Origin of the sequence: Achromobacter sp. JUb104 (assembly GCF_024806975.1) — a bacterium.
GTDB lineage: Bacteria > Pseudomonadota > Gammaproteobacteria > Burkholderiales > Burkholderiaceae_B > Achromobacter > Achromobacter spanius.
Genome location: NZ_JANUEY010000001.1, coordinates 2,348,765 through 2,375,735 on the forward strand (window position 1 = coordinate 2,348,765; position 26,971 = coordinate 2,375,735).

At 65.4% G+C, this 26,971-nt stretch carries 20 protein-coding genes; 5 read left to right on the forward strand and 15 right to left on the reverse strand.

Going from position 1 to position 26,971, the window contains the following annotated elements; translation table 11 throughout:
* Positions 1-24: 24 nt before the first annotated feature.
* The 3 genes from M2361_RS10625 to M2361_RS10635 form a co-directional block, all read right to left on the reverse strand.
* The gene (locus M2361_RS10625; protein WP_050449738.1) at positions 25-363 is read right to left on the reverse strand and encodes a P-II family nitrogen regulator; all 339 of its coding nucleotides are present in this window, start codon (positions 361-363) and stop codon (positions 25-27) included.
* Positions 364-500: 137 nt separating this feature from the next.
* Positions 501-2,564, reverse strand: coding sequence for an NAD(+) synthase (locus M2361_RS10630; RefSeq protein WP_259248837.1), 2,064 nt, complete (start codon positions 2,562-2,564; stop codon positions 501-503).
* A gap of 75 nt (positions 2,565-2,639) precedes the next feature.
* On the reverse strand, positions 2,640-4,013 hold the full coding sequence (locus M2361_RS10635; protein ID WP_259248838.1) for a mechanosensitive ion channel family protein: 1,374 nt from the start codon (positions 4,011-4,013) through the stop codon (positions 2,640-2,642).
* Positions 4,014-4,173: 160 nt separating this feature from the next.
* Here M2361_RS10635 and argH point away from each other — a divergent pair, with 160 nt between their 5' ends.
* Positions 4,174-5,595, forward strand: coding sequence for an argininosuccinate lyase (argH, locus tag M2361_RS10640; protein WP_100855308.1), 1,422 nt, complete (start codon positions 4,174-4,176; stop codon positions 5,593-5,595).
* 272 nt (positions 5,596-5,867) lie between these two features.
* Here argH and M2361_RS10645 read toward each other — a convergent pair whose 3' ends face one another.
* Positions 5,868-6,737 carry a LysR family transcriptional regulator gene (locus M2361_RS10645; RefSeq protein WP_259248843.1) on the reverse strand — a complete coding sequence of 290 codons (870 nt, stop codon included), beginning with the start codon at positions 6,735-6,737 and terminating at the stop codon, positions 5,868-5,870.
* 138 nt (positions 6,738-6,875) lie between these two features.
* On the opposite strand from M2361_RS10645, the gene M2361_RS10650 reads away from it, so the two are divergent.
* Positions 6,876-8,048 carry a multidrug effflux MFS transporter gene (locus M2361_RS10650; protein WP_259248844.1) on the forward strand — a complete coding sequence of 391 codons (1,173 nt, stop codon included), beginning with the start codon at positions 6,876-6,878 and terminating at the stop codon, positions 8,046-8,048.
* A 361-nt stretch (positions 8,049-8,409) separates the two neighbouring features.
* Entirely contained in the window at positions 8,410-10,416 is a 2,007-nt protein-coding gene (locus M2361_RS10655) for a PEP/pyruvate-binding domain-containing protein (protein WP_259248845.1), read from the forward strand.
* Between the two features lie 55 nt (positions 10,417-10,471).
* Here the strand turns inward: M2361_RS10655 and lpdA are convergent, their stop codons facing one another.
* From lpdA to cadR, 9 genes are all read right to left on the reverse strand, one after another.
* Positions 10,472-11,875: a dihydrolipoyl dehydrogenase gene (gene lpdA / locus M2361_RS10660; protein WP_259248847.1), complete on the reverse strand. Its 1,404-nt coding sequence runs from the start codon at positions 11,873-11,875 to the stop codon at positions 10,472-10,474.
* Between the two features lie 2 nt (positions 11,876-11,877).
* The gene (locus M2361_RS10665; protein WP_259248849.1) at positions 11,878-13,302 is read right to left on the reverse strand and encodes a dihydrolipoamide acetyltransferase family protein; all 1,425 of its coding nucleotides are present in this window, start codon (positions 13,300-13,302) and stop codon (positions 11,878-11,880) included.
* 1 nt (position 13,303) lies between these two features.
* Positions 13,304-14,347, reverse strand: coding sequence for an alpha-ketoacid dehydrogenase subunit beta (locus M2361_RS10670; RefSeq protein WP_054426127.1), 1,044 nt, complete (start codon positions 14,345-14,347; stop codon positions 13,304-13,306).
* Positions 14,348-14,349: 2 nt separating this feature from the next.
* The gene (locus M2361_RS10675; RefSeq protein WP_100855301.1) at positions 14,350-15,582 is read right to left on the reverse strand and encodes a 3-methyl-2-oxobutanoate dehydrogenase (2-methylpropanoyl-transferring) subunit alpha; all 1,233 of its coding nucleotides are present in this window, start codon (positions 15,580-15,582) and stop codon (positions 14,350-14,352) included.
* A gap of 204 nt (positions 15,583-15,786) precedes the next feature.
* Positions 15,787-18,177 (reverse strand): TonB-dependent siderophore receptor, encoded by a 2,391-nt coding sequence (locus tag M2361_RS10680; protein ID WP_259248856.1) that lies wholly within the window; start codon positions 18,175-18,177, stop codon positions 15,787-15,789.
* Positions 18,178-18,247: 70 nt separating this feature from the next.
* Entirely contained in the window at positions 18,248-19,240 is a 993-nt protein-coding gene (locus tag M2361_RS10685) for a FecR family protein (RefSeq protein WP_259248857.1), read from the reverse strand.
* Positions 19,213-19,725 (reverse strand): sigma-70 family RNA polymerase sigma factor, encoded by a 513-nt coding sequence (locus M2361_RS10690; RefSeq protein ID WP_259248859.1) that lies wholly within the window; start codon positions 19,723-19,725, stop codon positions 19,213-19,215. Before M2361_RS10690 ends, M2361_RS10685 begins: the two co-directional genes overlap by 28 nt.
* A gap of 104 nt (positions 19,726-19,829) precedes the next feature.
* On the reverse strand, positions 19,830-20,423 hold the full coding sequence (locus M2361_RS10695) for a nitroreductase (protein ID WP_259248862.1): 594 nt from the start codon (positions 20,421-20,423) through the stop codon (positions 19,830-19,832).
* Positions 20,424-20,527: 104 nt separating this feature from the next.
* Entirely contained in the window at positions 20,528-20,962 is a 435-nt protein-coding gene (gene cadR, locus M2361_RS10700; protein WP_050449728.1) for a Cd(II)/Pb(II)-responsive transcriptional regulator, read from the reverse strand.
* 104 nt (positions 20,963-21,066) lie between these two features.
* Here cadR and M2361_RS10705 point away from each other — a divergent pair, with 104 nt between their 5' ends.
* Complete coding sequence (locus M2361_RS10705) at positions 21,067-23,445, forward strand: cation-translocating P-type ATPase (protein WP_259248865.1); 2,379 nt, start codon at positions 21,067-21,069, stop codon at positions 23,443-23,445.
* A 26-nt stretch (positions 23,446-23,471) separates the two neighbouring features.
* Here M2361_RS10705 and speG read toward each other — a convergent pair whose 3' ends face one another.
* Complete coding sequence (speG, locus tag M2361_RS10710; RefSeq protein ID WP_006218930.1) at positions 23,472-24,056, reverse strand: spermidine N1-acetyltransferase; 585 nt, start codon at positions 24,054-24,056, stop codon at positions 23,472-23,474.
* A 326-nt stretch (positions 24,057-24,382) separates the two neighbouring features.
* Between speG and M2361_RS10715 the strand changes: the two genes are divergently transcribed.
* Positions 24,383-25,174: an IclR family transcriptional regulator gene (locus M2361_RS10715; protein ID WP_259248867.1), complete on the forward strand. Its 792-nt coding sequence runs from the start codon at positions 24,383-24,385 to the stop codon at positions 25,172-25,174.
* Positions 25,175-25,233: 59 nt separating this feature from the next.
* On the opposite strand, the gene M2361_RS10720 is transcribed toward M2361_RS10715, so the two are convergent.
* Positions 25,234-26,841, reverse strand: a complete 1,608-nt coding sequence (locus M2361_RS10720) for an ABC transporter substrate-binding protein (RefSeq protein WP_259248870.1) — start codon at positions 26,839-26,841, stop codon at positions 25,234-25,236.
* Positions 26,842-26,971 lie beyond the last annotated feature (130 nt).

A 26,971-nucleotide genomic window follows, 5' to 3' on the forward strand; every position in this document is an offset into this window, starting at 1 on the left:
ATGGCGCTCAACAGGTAGAGCGGATCACAGCGCTTCTTCGTCGGATTCGCCGGTGCGGATGCGGATGGCTTGTTCGACCGGGGACACGAAGATCTTGCCGTCGCCGATCTTGCCGGTGCGCGCGGCCTTGACCACGGCTTCGATGGCGGCTTCGACCTGGCTGTCGGGCAGCACGACTTCAACGCGAATCTTGGGCAGGAAGTCCACCACGTATTCCGCGCCCCGATAGAGTTCGGTGTGGCCTTTCTGGCGGCCGAAACCCTTGACCTCGGTCACGGTCAGGCCGCTGACGCCGACTTCGGCCAGCGCTTCGCGGACTTCGTCAAGCTTGAAGGGTTTGATGATGGCGGTGACTTGTTTCACGTTGGTCGTCCTGGGTTTTTGATGTGTTGCGGCGCCCTGCCCGCGCTGGCGCGGCCGGCAAAGCGCAATGGATAAGAGAATACCACCGGGGCCCGCGCCGCAAGCGAGGCGATTGCGGCATTGCGGGACAACCCCGATCAGCCCGGCGGCGCGGCGTCGGGAATGCGCTCGGCGTCGCGCATCCACACCACCGATTCCGAATCGCTGGGCGCGCGCCAGTCGCCACGCGGCGACAGCGAACCGCCCGAGCCCACCTTGGGCGAGTTCGGCACGCAAGTGCGCTTGAACTGGGTCGTGCGGAAGAACCGGTCCAGGAATATCTTCAGGTTGCGCTTGATGGCGGCCAGGTCGTACTGGTTGCGCACCACGTGCCCGGCGTCGGGCCAGGCGCCGGCCTCGCGGTCGCGCCAGGCGGTAAACGCCAGGAACGCCACCTTGGTCGGGGCAAAACCGTAGCGCAGCGTGTAGTACAGGTTGAAGTCCTGAAGTTCGTAGGGGCCGATGGAATCTTCGCTTTTCTGGACGGGCTTTTCGTCGCTGCCCGGCACCAATTCCGGGCTGACGTCCGTGCCCAGCACGTCCAGCAGCACCGCCGCGCCGTCCTCGCCCAGCCGGCCGGATTCGGCCACCCAGCGCACCAGGTGCGTGATCAGGGTCTTGGGCACGCTGGCGTTCACGCTGTAGTGCGACATGTGGTCGCCCACGCCATACGTGCACCATCCCAGTGCAAGTTCGCTGAGGTCGCCCGTGCCGATGACGATGGCGTTGCTGAAGTTGGCGATGCGGAACAGGTGGTTGGTGCGTTCGCCGGCCTGCACGTTTTCGAACGTGATGTCATAGACCGGCTTGCCGTCCGCATAGGGATGGCCCAGGTCTTTCAGCATCTGCAGGCAACTGGGGCGGATGTCGACTTCGGACGCGGTGCAGCCCACCACCGACATCAGCCGGCGCGCCTGTTGCAGCGTACGAGAACTGGTGGCGAAGCCGGGCATGGTCACGGCCAGGATGTTGGACCGGGGCAGCCCCAGCGTATCCATGGCCTGCGCGCAGACCAGCAGCGCGTGGGTGGAATCCAGCCCGCCGGAAATGCCGATGACCACTTTCGACATCTTGCTGGCCGACAGGCGCTGGGCCAGGGCCTGCACCTGGATGCTGTAGACCTCTTTGCAGCGGGCATCGCGCCGTTGCGGGTCGGCCGGCACATAGGGAAACCGCGCTACCCGCCGCTCAAGCGCCAGCTCGGCATCGTCCAGTGGCGGGTTCACCGGCACCGCCACGGGGCGGAACTTGCGCACTTCGTCCTGATGACGGCGGACGGATTGGCCGAAGGTGGTCTGGCGCATGCGCTCGCGCGACAAACGTTCCAGGTCCACGTCCGAGAACAACAGGTGCGAATGGTTCAAGAAGCGCTCGGACTCGCCGAGCAGTTCGCCGTTTTCATAGATAAGCGCCTGGCCGTCCCACGCCAGGTCGGTGGACGATTCGCCCCGGCCGGCCGACGTATACATATAGGCGGACAGGCAGCGCGCCGACTGTTGCGCCACAAGCTGGTGGCGGTATTCCGACTTGCCCACGACGATGTTCGACGCGGACAAATTCACCAGCACGGTGGCGCCGGCCAGCGACGCGAACGACGACGGCGGAATCGGCACCCAGACGTCTTCGCAGATTTCCACATGGAACTGGAACAGCGGCAGCTTTTCCATCTGGAACAGCAGTTCGGCGCCAAAGGGCACGGTCTGGTCCAGCAGGCGGATGTCGGTGACAGGCGCGCAATCGGCGGCGCTGAATTGGCGCGCTTCGTAGAACTCGCCGTAGTTGGGCAGGTAGCTCTTGGGCACCACGCCCAGCACGCGCCCGCCGGCGGCGACCACGGCGCAGTTGAACAATTGGTGCGACACGCGCAGCGGCGCGCCCACGATGACGGCGATATCCAGTTCGGCCGTGGCCGCCACCACCCGCGCCAGCGCTTCCTCGCATTCGTCCAGCAAGGCTTTCTGGTGGAAGAGATCGTCGCAGGTGTAGGCCGACAGGCCCAATTCGGGAAACGCCACCAGCACGGCGCCGCCCTGGGCGGCCTGCTGGGCCAGCTCGATGGTTTGCGTGGCGTTGAAGGCCGGATCGGCGATGCGGCATTCGGGTACGCCGACCGCCACCCGGGCGAAGCCGTGGGAATACAGGTTGAAGAACGGGTTCGACATCGGGGGTTCGCCTGGGGTCAATGAAGACTAAGTTCCAACCGGCGGATTATCTCACGGCGCCTGGCGCGCTTTCGTCTAGGTCGGCATCTTGCCATCGGTCAGGCCGCGCTCGGACACGGCGCCCGAGCCATCCGGCAACGCCGGCGCCGAGCGATCGCGATCCCGGTCCGCCGCCAACGCGGCCTGGATGGCGCTTTCGCGCAGATGGCTGCCCATGGCGCCGATGTCGGCCCCGGACGGCTGCTGGTACAGGCGCAGCCCAAGCTCGGGCAGGATGGCCAGCAGGTGGTCGAAGATGTCGCCCTGGATACGTTCGTATTCCACCCAGGCAGTCACGGCCGTAAAGCAATAGACCTCGACCGGAATGCCGTCGGACGAAGGCTCCATCATGCGCACCATCATCGCCATGTCCTGGCGCACTTCCGGATTCTGCTTCAGAAAGGCCAGGCCGTAGGCGCGGAAGGTGCCGATGTTGGTCAGCCGGCGGCGGTTGGCGGGCACGCTGGCCAATTCCCCCATGGTCTGGTTGGCTTGGGCGATGTCCTGCGTCTTGGCCTGCAGGTAGTCGTGCAGCAGGCGAAAGCGCATCAGGCGCTGGGATTCTTCGTCGGTCAGGAAGCGCACGCTGGTTGCATCGATGCGCAGCGTGCGCTTGATGCGCCGGCCGCCGGATTCGAACATATGGCGGTAGTTGCGATAGCTTTCCGAGAACAGCTTGTAGGTCGGCACCGTGGTGACGGTGTTATCCCAATTCTGCACCTTGACGGTGTGCAGGGCGATGTCCTTCACGAATCCATCGGCGTTGGATTGCGGCATTTCGATCCAATCGCCAATGCGCAGCATGTCGTTGCTGGTCAATTGCGTGCTGGCCACCAGCGACAGCAGCGTGTCCTTGAACACCAGCAACAGCACCGCCGACAGCGCGCCCAGGCCCGAAATCATCCACAAGGGCGAGCGGTCGATCAGGATGGACAGCACCAACACGGTGCACACCGCCGCCAGAATCAGCTTGCCGATCTGGATATAGCCCTTGATGGAGCGCGTTTGCGCCCGCGTGGTGGCGGAATAGGTGTCCTGCCAGGCGCTCAGCACGCCGGAGAACGCCACGAACACGCAGATCCAGGCGCCCGCATGGGCCAGCCGGCCAACGATGCTGACGGCTTTTTCCGCGTGCGGCACCAGGCCGATGCCCATCGACACCACGGCGAACGGCACCGCGTACCACAGGTTCTGGTACGCCCGGCGGCGCTGCAGCGCCTGGTCCCAGTCACCCCGCCCGCTCAGCACCAGCACGCGGTGCGCCAGCAGCAGCACCACGCGCGCCACCACCCACTGCACGAACAGCGCGGTCAGCACCAGCACGCCCACCCCCACCAGCGTCTGCGCCCAGGTCTCGTGCGGCATGTGCGCATCGAGTTGGGTGACCAGTTCTTCCCATTCCACGGGCATATCTCTTTGACTCGCTCTAAGTTCTTGAAACGACGACTTGAAACCAAGGCTGGATTATCCGACATGTCGGGCGTTGGCGCGCTGCCGCGCCCGTGAAATCAGGGGCGGGGCGGCCGCCGCGTGCGCCGCCCCGCCGGCAGGCCCTATAATTCCGCCCATCATGGCAAACACTCCCTCCCCCGATCAAAACCAGTTCGCCAACAAGGCGCAGGCCTGGTCCGCCCGGTTCTCGGAACCGGTATCCGAACTCGTCAAACGCTATACGGCGTCCGTGGATTTCGACAAGCGCCTGGCGCGCCACGACATCCAGGGCTCGCTCGCGCATGCGGACATGCTGGCCGCCCAAGGCATCATCGGCGCGCAAGACCTGGCCGACATCCAGCGCGGCATGACCCAGATCCTGTCTGAAATCGACGCCGGCAGCTTCCAATGGCTGCTGGATCTGGAAGACGTGCACCTGAACATCGAAAAGCGCCTGGTGGAACTGGTGGGCGACGCGGGCAAGCGCCTGCACACCGGCCGTTCGCGTAACGACCAGGTGGCCACCGACATCCGCCTGTGGCTGCGCGACGAAATCGACAACCTGCAAGACCTGCTGCGCCAATTGCGCCACGCCCTGGCCGCCGTCGCCCTGGAAAACGCCGGCACCATCATGCCGGGCTTCACCCATCTGCAAGTTGCCCAACCCGTCACTTTCGGCCACCACCTGCTGGCCTATGCCGAAATGTTCGGCCGCGACGCCGAGCGCCTGGCCGACTGCCGCCGCCGCGTGAACCGCCTGCCGCTGGGCGCCGCCGCCCTGGCCGGCACCTCGTTCCCCATCGACCGCGAACGCGTCGCCAAGACGCTGGGCTTTGACGGCGTGTGCCGCAATTCGCTGGACGCCGTGTCCGACCGCGACTTCGCCATCGAATTCTGCGCCGCCGGCGCGCTGATCATGACGCACGTGTCGCGCCTGTCCGAAGAGCTGGTGCTCTGGATGAGCCCGCGCGTGGGCTTCATCGACCTGGCCGACCGCTTCTGCACCGGCAGCTCGATCATGCCGCAAAAGAAAAACCCCGACGTGCCCGAGCTTGCCCGTGGAAAGACCGGCCGCGTCAACGGCAACCTGGTCGCCCTGCTGACCCTGATGAAAGGCCAACCCCTGGCCTACAACAAGGACAACCAGGAAGACAAGGAAGGCCTGTTCGACACCGTGGACACCGTGCGCGACACGCTGACCATCTTCGCGGACATGGCTGCCGGCATCAAGGTCAAGGCCGACAACATGCGCGCCGCCGCCCTGCAAGGCTTCGCCACCGCCACCGACCTGGCCGACTACCTGGTCAAGCGCGGCGTGCCCTTCCGCGACGCCCACGAAGTGGTGGCCCACGCCGTGCGCGACTGCGAACAGCGCGGCTGCGACCTGGCTGACCTGTCCACCGACGAACTCAAGGCCTATCACGCCCAGATCGGCGACGACGTCCACCAGGTGCTGACGCTGGAAGGCTCGGTTGCCGCCCGCAAGCACGTCGGCGGCACCGCCCCCGAACGCGTAGCCGAAGAAGCCCAGCGCGTACTGGCGGAAACGGCCGAAGGCTGATTCCCCCGGGATCCCGCCTTACCAAACAAGGCCCTCGCAAGAGGGCCTTGTTGCGTCTGGCGCAAGGCAAACTGGTCAGCCGAGGGCTTGGACATGGAGATCGGCGGCGAGGTCTCGCCCGGCTGGGAAGTCGCTCTGGCGCATCGGCGGCAGAAGTGCAAAGCGCCAACTACGTGACGGACAAGGCGTACTCGCGCGGCAGCTGGCACTCACGGACGCTGGGGATGGGGCGGTCCTGGCGGAGGACGCTTCCGCGGTTCCCCCCCCCGGGTTCAATAGGTGAAAGCCGCAGTGATCGCTTCCACGACAACACGCACCCTGGCTGTGTGCGCCAAGTCCTGATGTAGCACCAACCACGACTCGTACGGTTTTGCGCGTCGTCGATCAGGCCATAACCGCACGAGTTCAGTATCTCGCCGGGCCAAGTACTCCGGAAGCTCGCCAACCGCCAGGCCAGTGCGCACGAAAGTCGCCAACATCAGGCTCGAATCCAGTTCAGCTACTACACACCCGTTCGTCCTGGGCTCTCCGACCAGCGTGTCGTCCTGCCGCCCCGTCACGCCTTCTTGGTAGAGCGCAATGTCGTGACCCGCGAAGCCATTTCCGGGTTGCGGCTCACCATGCTTGGCCAGATAACCTCGGGTTGCGTAGAGGCCAACTTCCCAACAGCCGAGTTGGCGAACAATCAAGTCCGGCTGCTCCGGCCGCAGGGTGCGTACCGCAATGTCGGCTTCCCGCCGAGCCAGGTCGAGCAGCCGCGTCGTGGTACTCAGAATTACCCGCACCTCGGGATGCTTGCCCCGCAGGCGTTCAATGGCTGGAACCACGAAGTCCACCGCCAACGCGTCGGTGGTGGTCACGCGCACCTCACCGGCCACGCGCGCATCGGCACCTTCGCCGAGGCGCTCAAAGGAAACAGCCATGCGTTCCATGCCCTCAGCCATGCGCAGTACTTGCTGGCCGGTGTCGGTCAGCACCAAGCCGCCCGTGGTGCGGAGGAACAACCGGCTGCCGAGCTCCCGCTCCAGTCCGGTCAGACGCCGGCCCACCGTCGTCTGGTCGATGGCCAGTCGCTGCGCTGCCCCGCGCAAAGTTCCCGCGCTCTGAATTGCCAGGAATATCCGCACGTCGTCCCAGTTCATAACCCGCCTCATTGCAAATATGCAGCCCCGGGCTGCATTTCTGTGCATTTTCACCGGAAAGCCACCTCCGTAACATGGCGCTCATCCCTTTTTAGACCTTTGATACGCAGCCAGCCCGCCTGGTTGCCGGGAGCTACCATGCCTCGTTTACCGTTCATTCTGACCGTCGCCATGCTGAGTGCCGTCGGTCTGATTGCTTCAGACGTTTATCTGCCCGCCATGCCCAGCATGACCATGGAGTTCGGCGTCGCCGACTGGGAGATGCCGCAGACAATCTCGTTCTACCTGCTGGCACTGGCAATTGCCCAGTTGGCTTACGGACCACTGTCGGACCGTAATGGCCGCAAGCCCGTGCTGCTGGCCGGCATCGCTCTCTACATCGTCGGTTCGGTGGGCTGTGCAACCTCAGCCACCTATAACGGGTTCCTGGCGTGGCGCATGCTTCAGGCAATCGGCGCGGCTGCGGGCCTTGTCGTTGGCCGCGCCCTGATCGCCGACACCTGCGACAAACGCACTTCTGCCAAGGTCTATGCGGTGATCTACCCACTGGTGTCGCTGTCGCCAGCCCTGGCACCGGCCATAGGCGGGCATTTGGCCGCGACCTTCGGCTGGCGATCCGATTTTCTGTTCGTCGCCGCGTTCGGTGTCGTGGCACTACTGATGGTGATGACGCTGCTACCGGAAACGCTCCCCATCCCCGCCCGCACCCGGACCTCCCCCTTTGCCGGCTTCGGTCATGTCCTGCGCGACCGTACTTTTCGTCGCTATACATTGGTGGTCTGCGCGATCTACTGCGCCTGGTTCGTTTACTTGACCCAATCGCCGTTTCTTTTCGCGCGCCAGGGCTTGAGCGAGGAACAAAGCGGCTGGCTTTACCTGCCGCTGACGGCCGGCATCATCGGTGCCAACCTGTTGGCCAAGCGGTTGCTGGATCGCTGGCCCTATGACCGCATCCTCGCTGCCGGCGTCATGTGCTTCGTGCTTGGCGGCGTGGCCTTCCTGGCCGTGGCGGCATTAGGGCTGCATGGAGCGGCCGCCGTGGTGATGCCGATGTGCCTGGTCAGTCTCGCTAATGGCTCGTCGCTGTCGCTGGCTGTGTCCGGTGCCATCGCCAGTGAGCACGGGCATGCGGCTACGGCGTCGGGACTGGTAGGGTTCTGTCAAATCGGCAGCGCCGCACTGGTGGCAATGGGTGTCAGCGCGGCCTTCGGCACCGGCCTTGGCGTGCTCAGCGGCGCGGTGCTGGTACTGGGCCTGATCGCGCTGTCCACCTGTGTGCCATGGCCCGAACGCCGAACAGGCGTGGTCTGAGTACGGCGCTACTGAAGTCATCTTGAAAAAAAACAGGGGCAGCTTTCGCTCCCCCTGCATGAAAGGCCCTACGAGAACCCCCCCGTCCGCGCGTGCGAAAACGGGTTGGCGCTCGCGCCGCCGGCGCGGCTGATTGCCGAGACTGGATTACACGGGAATCGTCGTTGGGCGCGTATCACTGGAATTGGGTATTTTCGATGGCCCGCTTCCGACTTGCATGGTCATGCATGACTGGCCACATCTGGAAACACTCGTCTACAGGCCAGGGCGGGCGCTCCGATATCATCGCAACACCTTGCGACCCGCCCCCCATTTCATGCCGCTATCGCCTGCCCTACGCCGTGTTGGCCTGCCGCGCCACATGCGTGTTTGCCCGATCATTCTGAGCGCGTTCGGCCTGCTGCTTGCCGTGGGCAGTAGCTCCGACGCCCTGGCGCAAACCGCCCGCAAGCCTTCGCCCTACGAGAACGCCCGCCCCTTGCGCCCGGACGAACGCGCGACGCAATCGCAGGAAGGCGCGAAGCGTAGTGGCCCCGCGTATCTGGGTCAGATCGGCACGCAGGCCGAATTCCAGCAACTGGCTCGCGTCTACAACGCCGGCACGCCGCTTGAGATTCCGCATGTGCTGTTCGTGATTGATCGCCAACGCGGCGACCGCATCTATTACGTCGACACGCCGCGCTATTCCCTGCACGAGAATTTCGCACGCGCACACCGGCTGCTACCGGGCACGGACCGGGCCACGCTGATCGCGCAGTACAAGGATCCCAAGCGGCGTCTCTTGTTCGGCACCCTGAGCTGGCAGCGCGATCTGCCCGGCTACACCTACGAATTCTGGGAAGGCGACCAAGTCACGCCCGCGCTGCTGCGCCTGACCGAAGACAAGCTACGCGCCACGTTCTACGAGCCGGTGCGTTTCAAGGCGAATTCCACGGCGCAAGAGCAGACGGCGCAAACCGCCGGGCTGGCCTTGGTAACGCAAGAGGCGTTGCTGCGCGAACAGACGTTCTTGCCGCTGAATACCGGCAGTGCGCAGGGCCGCTTGCGTATCGTGAAGTCGATGGATGACACGCCGGATCTGGCGCCCACCGATATCGTGGTGCTGGACGAAGTGCCCGTCGCCATCTCGCCGGTCGCGGGCCTGGTCACGCAGCGGCCATCCACCTTGTTGTCGCATGTGAACCTGCTGGCCAAGGGCTGGCGAATTCCCAACGCTTACGTGCGCGATGCCGTCGCGGCGCTGCGCAAGTATGACGGCCAGTGGGTGGAACTGACGGTCACCAGTAATGGCTATCAGGTGCAGCCCATTGCCAAGCCGGAGGCCAAACCCGAGGACAACCCCGAAGGCAAGCCCAACGACCCGCCCAAAGCCACCGCCCTGCCGCTGCCCAAGCCCGACCTGTCGGTTCGGACGCTGATGCCGCTGACGGGCATGGCCACGCGCGACAGCCGGTACTGCGGGGTCAAGGCAGCCAACTTGGGCGCGCTTAAATCGGCGCTGCCGCCGCTGGCCAGCGTGCCGGACGGCTACTGCATTCCGTTTGCCCAGTACGCGGCATTCATGAAGCAATTGGGCATCCCGCAACGTATCGCCGCGCTGGAACAACGGCCCGACTTCGCCCGTGACGCCAAGGTGCGCCGCGCCGAACTGGCCGCCTTGCGCCAGGACATCATCAACGCCCCGCCCGACGCCGCGCTGGCCACCGCCTGGCGCGAACGCTGGCAACAGCAGTTGAAGGGACGCGGCGTATTCGTGCGCAGTTCATCGAATTCCGAAGACCTGCCCGGCTTCAGTGGCGCGGGGCTGTACACCACCGTGCCCAACGTGACGCAGGCCAATGCCTTGGCGCAAGCCGTGCAGACCGTATGGGCATCGGTCTATAACTTCGAAGCCTACGAGGCCCGGCGCGCGGCGGGCATCGGTCAGGATGCCGTGGTGATGGCGGTGTTGGTGCAGGAGGCGGCGGCGTCGGACAGTTCGGGCGTGATGATCACGCGCGATCCCTTTGATGCGTCGCGCCGCTACGTCACGTACCTTTCCGCCAAGCGCGGGCTGGGCATCAAGGTAGTGGAAGGCAAGCGCCAGGCAGAGCAACTGATGTATTCCACCTGGTCCAAGGCGGTGCAGGTGCTGAGTCGTTCCGCCGAGGACACGCAGTTGGTGGCGGACGCCGCGGGTGGCGTGCGCGAAGTGCCGATCGAAGGATCACGACAAGTGCTGAACGATGCGCTGGTGGCGCGGCTGGCCGCCGTGGGCAACCAGATCAAGCTGCGGTTGGGCAATGTGGATCAGGATATCGAATGGGCCGTGCAGGGCGACAACATCATCGTCTTGCAGGCCCGGCCGTATATCGACGGCAGCCGGTAGCGGCACTTGCCGCCACCGGCTGATCATCGATCAGCATCGATCAACAAACGACGAATCAAATGTGCAGCGCGTGGCCCAGCGCTTTCAGCGCCGCTTCCTGCACCGCTTCGCCCAAGGTCGGATGCGCATGGATGGTGCCCGCCACGTCTTCCAGCGTGGCGCCCATTTCCAGCGACTGGCCAAACGCCGTCGATAGCTCCGACACCCCGCGTCCCACCGCCTGCCAGCCCACGATCAGATGGTTGTCGCGCCGGGCCACCACGCGGACAAAGCCGTCGGTGGATTCCAGCGTCATGGCGCGGCCGTTCGCCGCAAACGGGAACGACGCCGCCAGGCAATCCAGCCCCGCAGCCTCCGCGTCCGCCGGCGACAAGCCCGCCACCACCACTTCGGGGTCGGTAAAGCACACGGCGGGAATGGCCGCGGGCTGGAAGTGACGGCGCTTGCCCGACACCAGTTCCGCCACCATCTCGCCTTGCGCCATGGCGCGGTGCGCCAGCATCGGTTCACCGGCAATGTCGCCAATGGCCCAGACGTCGCGCATCGACGTGCGGCATTGGTCGTCGATACGCAGCGCATTGCCCTTGCGATCCAGTTGCAGGCTTTCCAGCCCCCAGCCCTGCGTGCGCGGACGGCGGCCCACGGCGATCAGCACGCGGTCGGCCGGCAACAGGGTTTCGGCGCCGGAGGCGTCCTGGATACGCACCGCGTTGCCCGCCGCGTTCAAGCCCAGCACTTTGCGGTTCAGGTGCAGGGCCACGCCCATCTTCGCCAGCGCGGCGGCCACGGGCTTGGTCAGTTCGGCGTCGTAGGTAGGCAGGATGCGGTCCTGCGCTTCCACGACGGCAACTTCCGCGCCCAGCTTGCGGTACACGGTGCCCAGTTCCAGCCCGATGTAGCCGCCGCCCACCACCACCAACTGCTTGGGGATGGACGTAGGCGACAAGGCCTCGGTGGATGACTCCACGATGCCGCCGAACGGCATCGACACCAGCGGCGTGGGTTCGGACCCGGCCGCCAGCAACAGGTGTTCGCATTGAATGCGCATGGTGCCGCCATCGGCGGTGGTGACCTCGGCGGTCTTGCCATCCAGCAGATGCGCCCAGCCCTGCACCACTTGCACGCCGTTCTTCTTCAACAACGCGCCGACGCCGCCCGTCAGCTTGCCGACGATGCCGTCTTTCCAGGACACGGTCCGCGCGATGTCGATGGCCGGGGCGGACACTGAAATACCCAACGGTGATTCCCCCGCATAGTGCCGCGCCTTGTCGAATTCCTCGGCCGCGTGGATCAGCGCCTTTGACGGAATGCAGCCGATGTTCAGGCAGGTGCCGCCCAGTTGCGCGCCTTCAACCAGCAGGGTCGGCACGCCCAATTGCCCGGCGCGGATGGCGGCCACGTAGCCGCCGGGGCCGCCGCCGATCACCAGCAAGGTTGTTGTCTTTGTGATCTGGCTCATGCTTACTCCACGAAAAGCAGCGCGGGTTGTTCCAGCAGCGCGCGCACCGCCTGGATGAAGCGCGCCGCGTCCATGCCGTCCACCACGCGGTGGTCAAACGACGACGACAGGTTCATCAGCTTGCGCGCCACCACGGCGCCGTTGCGGAACGCCGGCCGCTCAACGATGCGGTTCACGCCCACGATGCCCACCTCGGGGTGATTGATCACCGGCGTGGTGACGATGCCGCCCAAGGGCCCCAGGCTGGTGATGGTGATGGTGGAGCCGGACAGCTCGTCGCGCCCGGCCGTGCCACTGCGCACCGCTTGCGCCAGGCGCCCGATCTCGGCCGCCATGGACCAGAGATCGCGCGCTTCGGCGTGGCGCATGACGGGCACCATCAGGCCGCCCTCGCTTTGCGTGGCGATGCCGATGTGTACGGCGCCAAAGCGTGTCACCACGCCGCCTTCGTCGTCATAACGCGCATTGATCTGCGGAAAGTCCCGCAGCGCCACCACCATGGCGCGCGCCAAGAGCGGCAGCAAGGTCAGCTTGCCGCGCGACTCACCCCATTTCTGGTTCAGTTGCACGCGCAGGTCTTCCAGTTCGGTCACGTCGATTTCCTCGACGTAGCTGAAGTGCGGAATGCGGCGCTTGGACTCGGCCATCTTCTGCGCGATCTTGCGGCGCAGGCCGATAACGGGCACCACGTCCTGATCGTGACGTTCCACATACGCCGACCCGCCGCGCGCGGCCTGGCCCGAGCCTTGCGATTGCAGATAGGCGTCCAGATCTTCGTGCATGACGCGGCCGGCCGGACCGCTGCCGGCAACAAAGCGCAGTTCGATGCCCAGGTCCCACGCGCGTTTGCGCACGGCGGGCGAGGCCAAGGGCTTGTCGCCCGGTTGGCGTGGCACGGCGGGGGTGGTGGAAGACGCGGAGGAAGACCGCGCGGCTTGTTGCCCGGATGATTGAGAAGATTGCGGACGAGCTGTTTGATTGTCTTTTTGCTGGGCCGGCGCGGCCGCTGACGCAGACCCCGGCGACATCGACGCCGCGATCTGGCCGGCGATGCCGCCCGCCTTCGCGCCCGCTTCGCCTTGCGCGGAGGCGGACGCCGACGCCGACGCGTCGCCGCCTGCCGGCTTGTCCCCTTCGGATGCCGCCTTCTGCGGAGCGCCCGATCCGGGGCGCACATTGCCCTCACCCTCCACTTCCAGGCGGATCAATTCCCCGCCCACGGCCATGACCTGGCCCACGTCGCCGCCCAGCGCAATCACCTTGCCGACCACCGGCGACGGAATTTCCACCGTGGCCTTGTCGGTCATCACATCGGCCAGCGGCTGGTCTTCGGCCACCGTGTCGCCGACCTTGACGTGCCAGCCCACCAGTTCGACCTCGGCAATGCCTTCGCCGATGTCGGGCATCTTGATGATATGGATCCCCATGTCACACCTCCATCGCGCGTTTGAACGCTTCGCCAACCCGGCGCGGGCCGGGGAAGTACGCCCATTCCTGCGCATGCGGGTAGGGAGTGTCCCAACCGGTCACGCGCTCGACAGGCGCCTCCAGGTGATGGAAGCAATGCTCTTGCACCAACGCAATCAGTTCCGCGCCATACCCGCAAGTGCGCGTGGCTTCGTGCACCACCACGCAGCGGCCGGTCTTCTTCACGGAATTCACGATGGTTTCCAGATCCAGCGGCCACAGGCTGCGCAGGTCAATCACTTCGGCGTCAATGCCGGTCTCTTCGGCGGCCGTCAAGGACACATACACGGTCGTGCCGTAGGTCAGCACCGTCAGCGCATTGCCCGGCCGCACGATGGCGGCGGAGTCCAGCGGCACGGTGTAATAGCCGGTGGGCACCACGCTGCCGGGGCGGCCGGTCCACGGCGTGACGGGGCGATCATGGTGGCCGTCGAACGGGCCGTTATACAGCCGCTTGGGCTCCAGGAAGATCACCGGGTCATCGTTTTCGATGGACGCAATCAAGAGGCCCTTGGCGTCGTAGGGGTTGGACGGCATCACCGTGCGCAACCCGCAGACCTGCGTGAACATGGCCTCGGGGCTTTGGCTGTGCGTCTGCCCGCCGTAGATGCCGCCGCCGCAAGGCATGCGGATCGTCATCGGGGCAATGAATTCGCCCACCGAGCGATAGCGCAGGCGCGCGGCCTCGGACACGATCTGGTCAGAGGCGGGGTAGAAATAATCGGCGAACTGGATTTCGCAAACGGGCCGCAGGCCATAGGCGCCCATCCCCACCGCCACGCCCACGATGCCGCCTTCGGAGATCGGCGTGTCGAACACGCGCGAGCTGCCGTACTTGGTTTGCAGGCCTTCCGTGCACCGGAACACGCCGCCGAAATAGCCGACGTCTTGTCCGAACACCACCACATTGTTGTCACGCTCCAGCATCACATCCATGGCCGAGCGCAAAGCCTGGATCATGGTCATCGGCGCCGAGGCCGGACCAGCGTTGTTATCAATTGCCATGGTCAGACTCCGAGCTGCTGGCGCTGCCGGCGCAGATGCTCCGGCATGTCCTTGTAGACGTCTTCAAAGATGCTGGCGGCGCTGGGGACGTGGCCGTCCACCAGGGTGCCGTAGCTTTCCGCTTCCTTCTGGGCGGCGACGATCTCGGCGTCGAGTTCGGCGCGCACGGCGTCGTGCTCGGCGTCGGACCAGATACCCAGACCGATCAGGTGCTTCTTGAAGCGTTCGATCGGGTCGCCCAGCGGAAAGTGCGCCCAGTCATCGCCAGGCCGGTATTTGGAAGGGTCGTCGGACGTGGAGTGCGGACCTGCTCGGTACGTGACCCATTCGATCAGGGTCGGACCCAGGTTGCGGCGGGCGCGCTCGGCGGCCCAGAGCGAGGCGGAATATACCGCCAGGAAATCGTTGCCATCCACGCGCAGCGACGCAATGCCGCAGCCCACGCCACGGCCCGCGAAGGTAGCGCCTTCGCCGCCGGCAATCGCCTGGAAGGTGGAGATGGCCCATTGGTTGTTGACCACGTTCAGGATGACCGGCGCGCGGTAGACGTGCGCGAAGGTCAGCGCGGTGTGGAAGTCGGCCTCGGCGGTGGCGCCGTCGCCGATCCAGGCCGATGCGATGCGGGTGTCGCCCTTGATGGCCGAGGCCATCGCCCAGCCCACCGCCTGGATGAACTGCGTGGCCAGGTTGCCCGAAATCGTGAAGAAGCCGTTGGGCCGGTCGGAATACATGACCGGCAACTGGCGGCCCTTGAGCGGGTCGCGCTCGTTGGACATGAGCTGGCACATCATCGTCACCAGCGACACATCGCGCGACAGCAGAAGGCTTTGCTGGCGATAGGTCGGGAAACACATGTCGCCCTGTTCCAGCGCCAGCGCGTGAGCGGAGCCGATGGCTTCCTCGCCCAGGCTTTGCATGTAGAACGAAATCTTTTTCTTGCGCTGCGCGGTCAACATGCGCCCGTCGAAAATGCGCGTCTTCAGCATGGCACGCATGCCGGCGCGCAGCAGATCGTTGCTGATCTCGGGCGCCCACGGCCCCACCGCGCGGCCGTCGTCGTCGATCACCCGGACCAGGCTGTACGCCAAGGCGCCGGTATCAACCGCGGCAACATCAATGGGGGGTTTGGGCACCTCGCCGGGCGGCGATAGATGCAGATAGGAAAAGTCGGTCTTGCAACCCGGACGCCCCGTGGGCTCGGGGACGTGCAACTTCAACGGCCCATACTGGCTCATATATTGTCTCCACGCTTGATCGTGTCACGCGTTTTCTTCCTACCAAGACATTGCCAAGGGCGTGTGACCCGGGGCGCTGCCATCGTCGGCCCGCGCATAGGGATAAACATGCGTGGCCGTCGACGAGATTAGCACAGGGGACAGGGGCGTTGAGAGGGCCAAAGCAGCATGCCGGCCCGCGTTGCACTAGGGGTTTTCCACGGTTTACCAGCGATAGCTCAGGGTGGCATACAGCGTGCGCGGCTCACCATAACGGCACCCCGTCGCGCCGGCGCACGCCAGATAACCCCGGTTGAAAAGGTTGCGTGCGTTCACCGTCAGCGCCAAGCCCGACATGGCTGGATCCAGGGCGCCGAAGTCATAAGCAGTCATCGCGTCGACCAGGAATTGCCCGGGCACGTTGGCGGGATAGCCGGGCAGGTTCGTCGAACTGGCGTAGCGCACGCCCGCACCGACAGTCAGGCCGGCTACACCGACGGCGCTCAGGTTGTAGTCGGCCCAGACAGAAGCGCTGTGCAGCGGCACCAGCGCAATACGCTGATCCACAAGCGAGGGCAAGGTGCTGCGCGTGGTGCGCGCATCGGTGTAGGCGTAGCTGGCGGTGAGGTTCATGGCGCCCAGGCGCGCCTTGGCTTCCAGTTCCAGGCCGCGTGATCGGGCACGACCGCTTTGCACGGAGTACGTGGCGTCGGTCGGATCGCTGGTCAGTGCGTTCGTCTGCGTAAGGTCGTAGACGGCCGCGCTATAGAGCATGTTGCCGCCAAGCGGTTCAAAGCGCAGGCCCAGTTCAAATTGCGTGCCTTTGGTGGGTTTGAAGGCGTTGCCCGCCCGGTCCACGCCCACGGTGGGCGCGAACGACTGGCTGGCGCTTGCATAGGGCGCCAAGCCGTTGTCGGCCAGGTAGACCAGGCCGACGCGCCCCGTCGTCGCGGTATCGCGCAAGCGCGTGGTGGCGCCGGTGGTGTAGCTCTTCTGGTCGGTATCGGCCCAATCCTGGCGGCCGCCCAGCACAAGCACCCATTTGTCCTGGATCTTGATCTGGTCCTGCAGGTACAGCCCCAGCGAACTGCTGCGCGTATTGATCCCGTAATCGGCAGCGGTATTCACGATGGGAACCGCGCCGTAGACGGGGTGGTAGATGTTCGCCAACGGCGCCACCGTGCCCGAATGACGGTGCGAATCGTAGCCGCTGCGGTAGTAGTCCAGCCCAGCCAGCACCGTGTGCTGGAAGGCGCCCCCGTCCAGCTTCAGTTCCAGCGACGTATCGGTGGCAACGCCGTAGGAATGTTCGTCGCGGCTGACAACGCCGCGCCGCAAGGTCTGCCCGTTGGCCTGCAAGGCGCCGAAGCTCAGGTAGTCCCACTGGCCATCCGCGGTGAAATAGCGGGCGCTTTGGCGCAGCTTCACGCGGTCGTTGAAGGCGTGTTCGAACTGGTAGCCGACCGTGTAGGTGTCGGTGTCGTAGCGGTCGAAATCGGGCTCGCCGATGAACAGGTCGCGCGGCACCTGGCCGTTCAAGGTATTGGCCGCGGGCATCGGCGCGGAAAAGCGCGTGCGAATGCGCTGATAGCTGGCCAGTAGAGTCAGCGACGTGGCCGCCGAAGGTTGCCACGTCAGGGCGGGCGCCAGATATGTCCGGTCGTCCGGCACATGGTCCACCCAGTTGTCGGCATTGCGGACAAGGCCGGTCAGGCGGTAGGTCCATGCGCCGTCTTGAGACAGCTCGCCGGCGAAATCGCCCGACACCTGGCGGCGGCCATAGCTGCCGCCCTCCACGTTCAGTTCGCGCAGCGTGTCGGCCGTTGGCCGCTTGCTGACGGTATTGACCACGCCACCCGGGCTCAACTGCCCGTACAGCACCGATGAGGCGCCGCGCAGCACTTCAACACGCTCAAGCCCATAGGGCTCCTGGCCGCCATCGTAGACACTGGATTGCAGCTTCAGGCCGTCGCGCAGTTGGCCCGAGTTGCCGGCGGCCACGTTGAAGCCGCGCAGCATCAGGTCGTCCACCATGCGGCTGAACGCGGGCGATTGCGCCGACACGCCAGGCGTGTAGCCCAAGGCGTCCGCCACCGAACCCGCCTTGATGATACGGATCTGATCACTGGTGACGACCGACACCGATTGCGGTGTTTCGATCAGCGCCGTGTCCGTCTTGGTGCCGGACATGGCGCGCTGCGCCACGTAGCCGTCGACGTGCGCGGTGGGAGACTCCAGCGACCCGGTGACGCGGACGGGCTCAAGCACGGTGGTGCCTTCCACCACGCGGCGGGCGCTCAAGGTGCCGTTGGCCGTTACGGCCAACTCCAATCCACTGCCGGCAAGCGCGCGCCGCACGGCGTCTTCGGCCGTGTAATCCCCCACGATAGCCGGCGCATTGCGGCCGGCGACCAAGGCGGGGTCGACAGACACCGCCCGGCCGGTCTGGCGCGCAATGCGGGTCAGCGTGTCGCCCAGCGCGGCCGCCGGCAAATCAAAATGCTGGACGGCCACGGCCGACACGGCAGCCGGCGTCGTCTGGGCAAACGCCGAAGGAAGGCTCAGGGCAATGAACAGCGCGGCAGCCAGGGGCCGCAGCGGGGGACGATGAAACATGGATTCTCCTGCAACAGTGTGGTGTTCAGGAGGGATGTCCCACGACGGGGGCAAAAGTGATCATTTATTTTCAGGCAGCGCGAGACACCAGGTCGATGCTGACGAACCAGCCGCCCAGCGAACTGACATCGATCGGCAAGGTCTGGCGCAGCGATTCCAGCGCGCGGCTGGTGTCGTCCAGCGGAAACGCGCCCAATACACGCAGCCGCGCGGCCGCCGGCGTAATCCGGATGATGCCGCGCCGGTACGGCCGCAGCGCATCGACCACTTCGCCCAAGGACTGGTCATGAACGACCAGCATGCCCGCGTGCCAGGCGGCGGCGTCCCGCAGTGCGGGGTCCGGGGAACCCAGGCCATGCGAATCAAACCGCAGGCCCTCCCCCGCTTGCAGAATCCGGCGCTGGCCCGCCGCGCGCACCTCGACACTGTGTTCGACCACGCTGGCGATGCATGCCTCGTGCTCGCGCGCCACGCTGAAGACGGTGCCCAGCGCCTGCACTTCGCCATCGGGGGTGGCGACGATGAATGGACGCGCCGCATCCGGCGCCACCCGCGCATAGACCGCGCCAGCCCGCAAGCGCACCCGACGCACGCCCGCGCTGAAATCCACGTCCACGGCCGAACGCGCGTTCAATGTCAGCTCACTACCATCCGGCAAGGTATAGGTACGGCGTTCGCGCGTGCCCGTGCGCAAGTCGGCGGTCAGCGTGCGCAGGGGGATCTGGCGGTCAACCAGCGCCGCCATGCCGCCCGCGGCCAGCGCCACGCCCAACGCATTGCGCAACGCCCGGCGCCGGGCGGGCGCGGTCAGCAAGGCCGCGCCGGCAGCATGGCGCTGCTCAACGTCGGTCAACGCGGCAAAGGGGTCCTTGACGGCGGCGTTGACGGTTTCCCAGGCCGCCTCGTGCCGGGGGTCGGACTTTTTCCATTGTTCGAAACGCGCCCGGTCTGCGGTGGGCACGCTACCCGAAGACAGCAGCACCATCCAGTCCACGGCCGATTGCAGGTCGGCGGGCAACACCGGCATGGGGGCCGTCATGCCGACAAGCGCGCGGTCACGCACAGCGTGATGGCCTGCTTCATATAGCGGCGCACCGTGATCACCGATGTGCCGATGCGCGCGGCAATCTCGCTGTAGCTGAGCTCATCAAGCTGGCTATACAAAAAGGCCTGACGCGCTTTGGGCGGCAGGCGTTGCAAGGCGCGGTCGATGTGCATCAACGCGTCGATCACCAGGGCGCGGGACTCTTCGCTGGGTGCGCTGGCTTGCGGCAAGGCGGCCAGGCTATCGAGATACGCGCGTTCCAGTTCGCGGCGGCGCCAAAAGCTGAACAACGTGCGCTGCGCCAGCGTGGTCAGGAAGGCGCGCGGTTCGCGGATGGCCTCGGTGTGCCGGCCAGCCAGGACTCGCACGAACGTATCGTGCGCCAGATCGGCGGCATCATGGCGGCACCCCAACCTGCGCCGCAGCCACTCCTGCAACCAGGAGTGATGCGCTTGATACAACTCGGCAGTGGAATGCTCCGAGGGCTGCGCGGATGAGGACATGGAAAAACGCCAGGCTAATTAACAATAAGAATTATTGTTATTTATTGCCTGGCGCGCAAGCGCCCCGTGGGGACGCCTTGCCGAATGGACGCGCCCGTGAACGCTTAGACGGGACCGGTCCACTCCGTGACGAACTCGCGGAAGTCGGGGCGCTTGGCGGGCGGAACGGCGCAACCCGGCGTGCCGATGGCCAGATAACCCAGGAAGCGGTAGTCCAGCGAGTCCAGCCCCAAGGCATTCTGCACGTCTTCCACGTAGGTGCCGACGCCGGTGCTCCAGAACGCGCCGTAGCCCAGCATGTGGGTGGCGTTCAGGATGTTCATGACGGCGCAACCGGTGGCCAGCAGCTGTTCATGCTCTGGGATCTTGGTGTTGTCGTGCGCGATTTTCTGCGCCACGCCAATGAACAGCGGCACGCCGGCCATCCATTCGCGTACCGATTTTTCTTTTTCGGGCGTCATGCGAGGGTCGCCGCTGCGCTTGACCGCTTCCAGCGCCACGTCCGCCAGCTTGGCGATGGCCTCGCCCTGGATCACGACAAAGCGCCACGGGCGCAACGCGCCGTGGTCGGGGGCCGACATGGCGGCTTGCAGGATCTGTTCAAGTTCTTGGGGCTTGGGCGCGGGGCCGCGCAGGAATTTGGTGGAACGGCGAGTGGTCAGCGCGTGCAACGGGGTGGCGGTGGTGGAGTCGGTCATTGATTCAGGCGCAAAGGTAAAAGAGACAGATTCTCATAGTAAGCGATGGCCAGGGGCCGGGGCGGGTATCCCCCGGCCGGCGGAAAGGGCATCGCGGGGCGGGCTCAGCCCAGGTGCGTGTGCCGCTCCTGGCGCTCTTCGACCTGCATTTCAGACAGGCCATGCAAGATGCCGCAATTTTCCGCATCGGGCTGCGCCGACAGGCAGCGTTGCCGTAAATCGGTCAGTTGGGTCTTCAACTGCATCAGTTCGGCGATGCGCTCATCCACGTGCGAGATGTGTTCGTCGAACAGTTCATTAATGGGGCCGCAGCCGGTGTGATGGTTGTCGGCCAACGACAGGATGGCGCGGATCTCGTCTTGCGTCATGTCCAGCGCCCGGCAGTTGCGGATCAGGCGCAGCCGTTCCAGATGGGCTTGCCCGTAGCTGCGGTAGTTGTTCAGGCCCCGGTCCGGGGCGGGCAGCAGCCCTTCTTTCTCGTAGTACCGCACGGTTTCGACCGTGGTGCCGGCCGCCGTGGCCAATTCGCCAATTCGCATCACGCCTCCTGGGATCGCATCCGAATGAGTGTTTTTTGGGGGTTGACCCTATAGTAACTCCAAGGTGTGGAATGGCGACATCCGTTTCAACAAGGCTCAGAACCATGTCATTCCCGCCGGTCAAATCCCACGATCGTCCCTCTGCCGAGCATGCCCACGCCGGCTGCGGTGGCCATGGCCATGCGCATGACACGAAGGGGCACGGCCACGATCATGATCACAACCACGCTCACGATCACAGCCACAGCCACAAACACGATCACAGCCACGATCACGCGGCATCCACCTGCTGCGGGCACGACCACGGCACGCCCGCCTATGCGGCCGCCGCCGATGCATCCACGCTTAGCGCCGGCCCCGGCCAGTTGCTGGCGCGGCTGCGTATCGGGCAAATGGACTGCCCGACCGAAGAAACGCTGATCCGTAAAAAGCTGGACGGCCTGGACGGCGTGCATGCGCTGGACTTCAACCTGATGCAGCGCGTGCTGACCGTGGTGCACGCCGAAGGCGCGCTGGACCGCATCATGGCCGCCATCAAGTCCCTGGACATGGTGCCGGAACCGCTGGCCGAAGGCGCCGCGGGCACGCCCGCCCCCGCTTCCACGCCGGTGAACTGGTGGTTGATCGGCGGCGCCGGCGTGCTGGCCGCGCTGTCCGAGTTTTCGCACTTTGCGGGCTGGCATTGGGGCGCGACCGCGGCGTTGGCGCTGGCCGCCATCCTGGCTTGCGGCCTGGGCACCTACCGCAAGGGCTGGATCGCCGTGCGCAACGGCAACCTGAACATCAACGCATTGATGAGCATCGCCGTCACCGGCGCCGTGCTGATCGGCCAATGGCCCGAAGCCGCCATGGTGATGTTCCTGTTCAACGTGGCCGAGCTGATCGAAGCCCGCTCGCTGGACCGCGCCCGCAATGCCGTGCGCGGCCTGCTGGACCTGGCCCCCGAAACGGCCACCGTGCGGCAAGCCGACGGCGCCTGGCTGCAAGTACCGGCCGCGCAATTGAACGTGGGCGACGTGGTGCGCGTGCGCCCGGGTGAACGCATCGCCGCCGATGGCATCATCGTCAGCGGTAGCTCCACGGTGGACCAGTCCCCCATCACCGGCGAAAGCCTGCCCGTGGAAAAAGCGCAGGACGACCCGGTCTACGCCGCCACCGTGAACGCGGCGGGCTCCTTCGAATACCGCGTCACGGCCGCCGCCGGCAACACCACGCTGGCCCGCATCATCCACGCGGTCGAGCAGGCGCAAGGCGCGCGCGCCCCCACGCAACGTTTCATTGACCGCTTCTCGCGCATCTACACGCCCGCCGTCGTGGCGGTGGCACTGCTGGTGGCCACGGTGCCGCCGCTGCTCTGGGGCCAGCCCTGGTTCGACGCCATCTACCGCGCCCTGGCGCTGTTGATCATCGCCTGCCCGTGCGCGCTGGTTATTTCCACGCCGGTCAGCATCGTCAGCGGCCTGACCGCCGCGTCGCGCCGAGGCATCCTGATCAAGGGCGGCGTCTATCTGGAAGAAGGCCGCAACCTGAAGTGGCTGGCGCTGGACAAGACCGGCACGCTGACCCAGGGCAAGCCGGTGCAGACCGACCTGGAAGCCTGGGATGTGGCCGACTTCACCCCCCATCCCGCCACGCTGATCGCGGCCAGCCTGGCCGCCCGCTCGGACCACCCCGTGTCGCTGGCCATCGCCAACGCCGCGCGCGAGGCCGGCAGCACCTTGCTGGAAGTAGACGCCTTCACCGCCCTGCCCGGTCGGGGAGTCAGCGGACGCATAGACGGCGTGACGTTCCAGTTGGGCAACCGCCGCCTGATGCGCGATGCGGGCGTGTCGAATCCGACACTGGAAGCGCGCATGGATGAATTGGAACGCCAAGGCAAGAGCGCCATCGCACTGACCGACGGCACGCACGTATTGGCGCTGGCCGCCGTGGCCGATACGGTCAAGCCCTCCAGCGCCGCCGCCATCGCCGACCTGCATGCCTTGGGCGTGCGCACGCTGATGCTGACGGGCGACAACACGCCCACCGCCGAAGCCATTGCGCGGCAGGTGGGCATTGATGAAGCGCGGGGGGATCAGTTGCCGGAAGACAAGCTGGCCGCCATTGAAAGCAAGCTGGCGATCAGCGCGGCAAGCGACGGCAAGGTGGGCATGGTGGGCGATGGCATCAACGATGCGCCTGCGCTGGCGCGCGCCGACATCGGTTTCGCGATGGGCGCGGCCGGCACCGGCACGGCGATCGAAACAGCGGACGTTGCGCTGATGGACGACGACCTGCGCAAGATCGGCACGTTCCTGCGCTTGTCGCGCGCCACCCACCGCGTGCTTATCCAGAACATTGTGCTGGCGCTGGGCATCAAGGTGGTGTTCCTGGCGCTTGCCATGACCGGCAATGCGACCTTGTGGATGGCGGTATTCGCCGATGTGGGCGCCAGCCTGCTGGTGGTGGCCAACGGCCTGCGGCTGCTGCGCCCGGCGGATTAAGCCGTGCGGAAGTTCCGCCCCGGGCCTTAGCCCGTCTGTTCTTCTTGCGGCCAGTCGCGCAGCACGGGCGCGTCCGGTGCGCCGGGGCCGACGTCGCGCAAGTGCTCGTGCTGCAACAAGGCCATGCGGTAGGCATCGCGATAGGCGCCGTTGGAGAAGAATTCTTCCTTCATCAGCCCTTCGATCTGAAAGCCGCAGCGTTCGTACACGTGCACGGCGGCGGTGTTGTCCTTGTCGACCACCAGGTAGACCTTGTGCATGTTCAGCACGCGAAACGCATAGCCCACCGCGATGCGGGTGGCGGCCTTGGCGTAGCCCCGGCCTTGGTAGCTGGGGGCAATGATGATCTGGAATTCGGCACGGCGGTGGATGTAGTCGATTTCAACCAGTTCCACCAGGCCGGCGGGTTGGCCGGTATCGTGCTCGATGATGAAGCGCCGTTCGTTTTGATCATGCAAGTGGCGATCATAAAGAGCGACCAGTTCGTCGTAGGCCTCGTAAGGCTCTTCGAACCAATAACGCATGATGACGTCGTTGTTGTTGATCTTGTGCACGAAGTGCAGGTCGCCGCGCTCCAGGGGGCGAATTTTGATATCGGATATGACCGACATAGAAACCTCCGAAAGTGCGGCCATTGTATTCCCATTGGCCCCGAAACGCCCTTTTCATGGGAATTTCAGAAATTTCTTGTTTGTTCATGCGGCTTTCAAGACGTTTATGCCTTGAAAGCATTGTCATTGCTGGCTTTGAATATCAAGAATTTCTCAAAACCGTAGTAAAAAAGCAGCCCGGCCACCGCCAGAATGTCGTCGTCGGCCCACCGGAATCCCCAAGCGTTACGGGTCCCCGCCGCCGGCCCAGGTATCTCTAGGAAATACTTCCGAATCTTTATACAATTCCTGGATTCCGTCTGACGCCGACCTATCCGCGAGCCATCATGAGCCGTCCCGACCCCCTATTCGTGCAATCCCTGGCCAAGGGTTTCGAGCTGCTTGAGGCCTTTGCCCAGCGGCCGTCCACGCTCAGCATGAACGAGCTCATTGAGATCACCGGGTTTGACCGCAGCACCACCCAGCGCATGACGCATACGCTGGTGACGCTGGGCTACCTGGAACGCGGCGCGGGCGGCAAGGGCTACACGCCGGGCAAGAAAATCCTGCAACGCAGTTTCGACTACATGCGCAGCGTACCGCTCTTGGAACGCGCCACGCCGCTGATCGCGGAAATGCAGCGCGAGACCAGCGAAAGGGTTGAACTGAGCCTGTTCAACGACCTCTACATCATCTTCGCGCTGCGCCGCCAGACCAAGCGCCAGACCTTCAGCAGCACGCTTGCCGGCCGCGCCCTGCCCATGGTGCAGACCGCCGGCGGCCGCGCCATCATGTCGCATCTGCCTGATGAAGAAGTCGAAGACATCCTCACGCGGTCCATCGACATGCCGCGCGCCACCATCCCCACCACGCCCAAGACCAACAACGATCCGGACCGCATCCGCGCCTTGGTGATCCAGGCGCGCCAGGACGGCTACGCCACCGCCATCGAAGAAAGCCTGCTGGGCGAACTGAACCTGGCCACCGCCATCCTGGACCACCGCCACCGCCCGGTCGCGGCCATCCAGATTGCGGGGCTGGTATCCGAATGGGCCTCGCCGGAAGAATTCGCGCGGCGCTATTCCCCCCTGCTGATGACGGCCGCCCGCGCGCTGAGCGGCAAGGTCGGCATGTCTTGAGCGTGCGGGGCCCGGGCGCGCACTTCCTGCCCGGACACGCCAGCACGCCCCTGGACTGATTACTTGCCGCGCCAGAACAACGGCAACGGCGCCTGCACCATGCCCTGGAATTTGGCGTCGTACGCCTTGAATTCCGAATAGCCGCCCAGCGGCACGAACATCACCTGCTCGTAGGCGCGCTGTTGAATCTGCGTGGCCACGCGCTTCTGTTCGTCCAGGCCCGACACCGCTTCAAACTCCGCGCGCAACTGCTGGATGGTGTCGTCCTTCGTCCACCCTGGGTAGCCGCCTTCGCCCCGCCCGTCCAGGTTGGCGTTCACGATGGGGTTGAGCAGGTCCATGCTGGTCAGGCTGGAATGGAAAATGCTCCAGCCGCCGTCGGCCGGCGGCGCGTCCTTGCCACGACGGGACAAGAGCGTGGCCCAGTCCATGGATTGCACTTCCACGTTCATGCCGATGCCACGCAGCGCTTGTGCGGTCACCGGGGCCAGCGCCGACAGGCTGCGCACGTCCGTGGGATGCAGCACCACGATCTTCTCGCCGGCGTAGCCGCTGGCTTTGAGCAGCGCGCGCGCCTCGTCCAGATTGGGCGGTTGCGTTTGCGTGGCGCCCACTTCGGTCTTGTAGGCGGAAATGCAGCTGAGCATGGCCCCGCACAGCTTGTAGAACTTGGGATCCCCCAACGACGCATCCAGATAATCCGCCTGATACAACGCCGCCAACACCGCGCGGCGCACCTTCACGTTGTCCAGCGGCGGCTGCTTCCAGTTCATGCGCAGGGTGTAGGTTTCGGAGGCATCGCCGTAGCTTTGCACCGTCACCTGCTTCACGCCTTCCAGTTGCGGCAACAGGTCTGGCGCCACGTTTTCCACAAAGTCGATCTCGCCCTGGCGCAGCGCATTCACCGCCGTCTGCGCGTCCGGCACGTTCACCACATCAATGCGGTCGAACATGGCGACCTTGCCGCCCGCGAAGCGGCTTGCCGGCTCCTGGCGCGGCACATAAGCCGCGTTCTTCACATAGGCGGCCTTCACGCCAGGCTGGAAGTCCGCCGACACGAACTGGTAGGGGCCCGAGCCCACGGTTTCCTTGATGGCCTCCGACGGCGGGGTCTGCGCAATGCGGCGCGGCATGATGAACGGTACGGGCGAACCGGGCTTGGCCAGCGCGTCCAACAGCAAGCCATAGGGCTTTTTCAACACGATGCGGAAGGTGTCGGCCGATGGGCTGTCCATGCGTTCGGTCGCGGCGGCCAGGCGCGTGCCGATCGGGTCGCGCTGCGACCAGCGCGCCAGCGACGCGATCACGTCTTCGCCGGTGACCGCCGCGCCGTCGTGGAATTTCAGGCCGGGTCGCAGGGTGAACACGTACGTCAGCTTGTCCGGCGACACCGTCCAGGCCTGCACCATCTGCGGCTGCGGACGGGAGTCCGCGTCCAGCGAGAACAAGGTGTCATAGACCATGTACCCATGGTTGCGCGTGATGTAGGCGTTGGTCAGCACGGGGTCCAGCACGCGCAGCGGCGCATGCATGACGACCCGGGCGTTGACCGGCTCGGCGGCGCGGGCATCGCGCGGCAAGACGGATACGGCGACGGCCAGCGCTGTGGCAAGGCTTGCGGCGAGAGTGGTGGCCCGAACAGCCACGGTTAAACCACGACGTTTCATGATCAGTCCTAAGCAAAGGAAGAAAGTGAACAGCGGAAGGGAACAGCCGACAGAAACAGCAGACAGGAACAGCGGGCGTTGCAGCGGGCCGCAAGCCGCCCTCCCCTGCGAGGTTCCCGCAAGGGATGGC

Bases quoted from the DNA above. Each gene is read 5' to 3' on its own strand.
- M2361_RS10670 (WP_054426127.1), bottom strand. From the start codon at position 14,347: ATGGCAATTGATAACAACGCTGGTCCGGCCTCGGCGCCGATGACCATG.
- M2361_RS10720 (WP_259248870.1), bottom strand. From the start codon at position 26,841: ATGAAACGTCGTGGTTTAACCGTGGCTGTTCGGGCCACCACTCTCGCC.
- lpdA (WP_259248847.1), bottom strand. From the start codon at position 11,875: ATGAGCCAGATCACAAAGACAACAACCTTGCTGGTGATCGGCGGCGGC.
- M2361_RS10650 (WP_259248844.1), top strand. From the start codon at position 6,876: ATGCCTCGTTTACCGTTCATTCTGACCGTCGCCATGCTGAGTGCCGTC.
- M2361_RS10635 (WP_259248838.1), bottom strand. From the start codon at position 4,013: ATGCCCGTGGAATGGGAAGAACTGGTCACCCAACTCGATGCGCACATG.
- M2361_RS10695 (WP_259248862.1), bottom strand. From the start codon at position 20,423: ATGACCGACTCCACCACCGCCACCCCGTTGCACGCGCTGACCACTCGC.
- argH (WP_100855308.1), top strand. From the start codon at position 4,174: ATGGCAAACACTCCCTCCCCCGATCAAAACCAGTTCGCCAACAAGGCG.
- M2361_RS10630 (WP_259248837.1), bottom strand. From the start codon at position 2,564: ATGTCGAACCCGTTCTTCAACCTGTATTCCCACGGCTTCGCCCGGGTG.
- M2361_RS10680 (WP_259248856.1), bottom strand. From the start codon at position 18,177: ATGTTTCATCGTCCCCCGCTGCGGCCCCTGGCTGCCGCGCTGTTCATT.
- M2361_RS10705 (WP_259248865.1), top strand. From the start codon at position 21,067: ATGTCATTCCCGCCGGTCAAATCCCACGATCGTCCCTCTGCCGAGCAT.
- cadR (WP_050449728.1), bottom strand. From the start codon at position 20,962: ATGCGAATTGGCGAATTGGCCACGGCGGCCGGCACCACGGTCGAAACC.
- M2361_RS10645 (WP_259248843.1), bottom strand. From the start codon at position 6,737: ATGAACTGGGACGACGTGCGGATATTCCTGGCAATTCAGAGCGCGGGA.
- M2361_RS10690 (WP_259248859.1), bottom strand. From the start codon at position 19,725: ATGTCCTCATCCGCGCAGCCCTCGGAGCATTCCACTGCCGAGTTGTAT.
- M2361_RS10665 (WP_259248849.1), bottom strand. From the start codon at position 13,302: ATGGGGATCCATATCATCAAGATGCCCGACATCGGCGAAGGCATTGCC.
- M2361_RS10655 (WP_259248845.1), top strand. From the start codon at position 8,410: ATGCGTGTTTGCCCGATCATTCTGAGCGCGTTCGGCCTGCTGCTTGCC.
- M2361_RS10715 (WP_259248867.1), top strand. From the start codon at position 24,383: ATGAGCCGTCCCGACCCCCTATTCGTGCAATCCCTGGCCAAGGGTTTC.
- speG (WP_006218930.1), bottom strand. From the start codon at position 24,056: ATGTCGGTCATATCCGATATCAAAATTCGCCCCCTGGAGCGCGGCGAC.
- M2361_RS10675 (WP_100855301.1), bottom strand. From the start codon at position 15,582: ATGAGCCAGTATGGGCCGTTGAAGTTGCACGTCCCCGAGCCCACGGGG.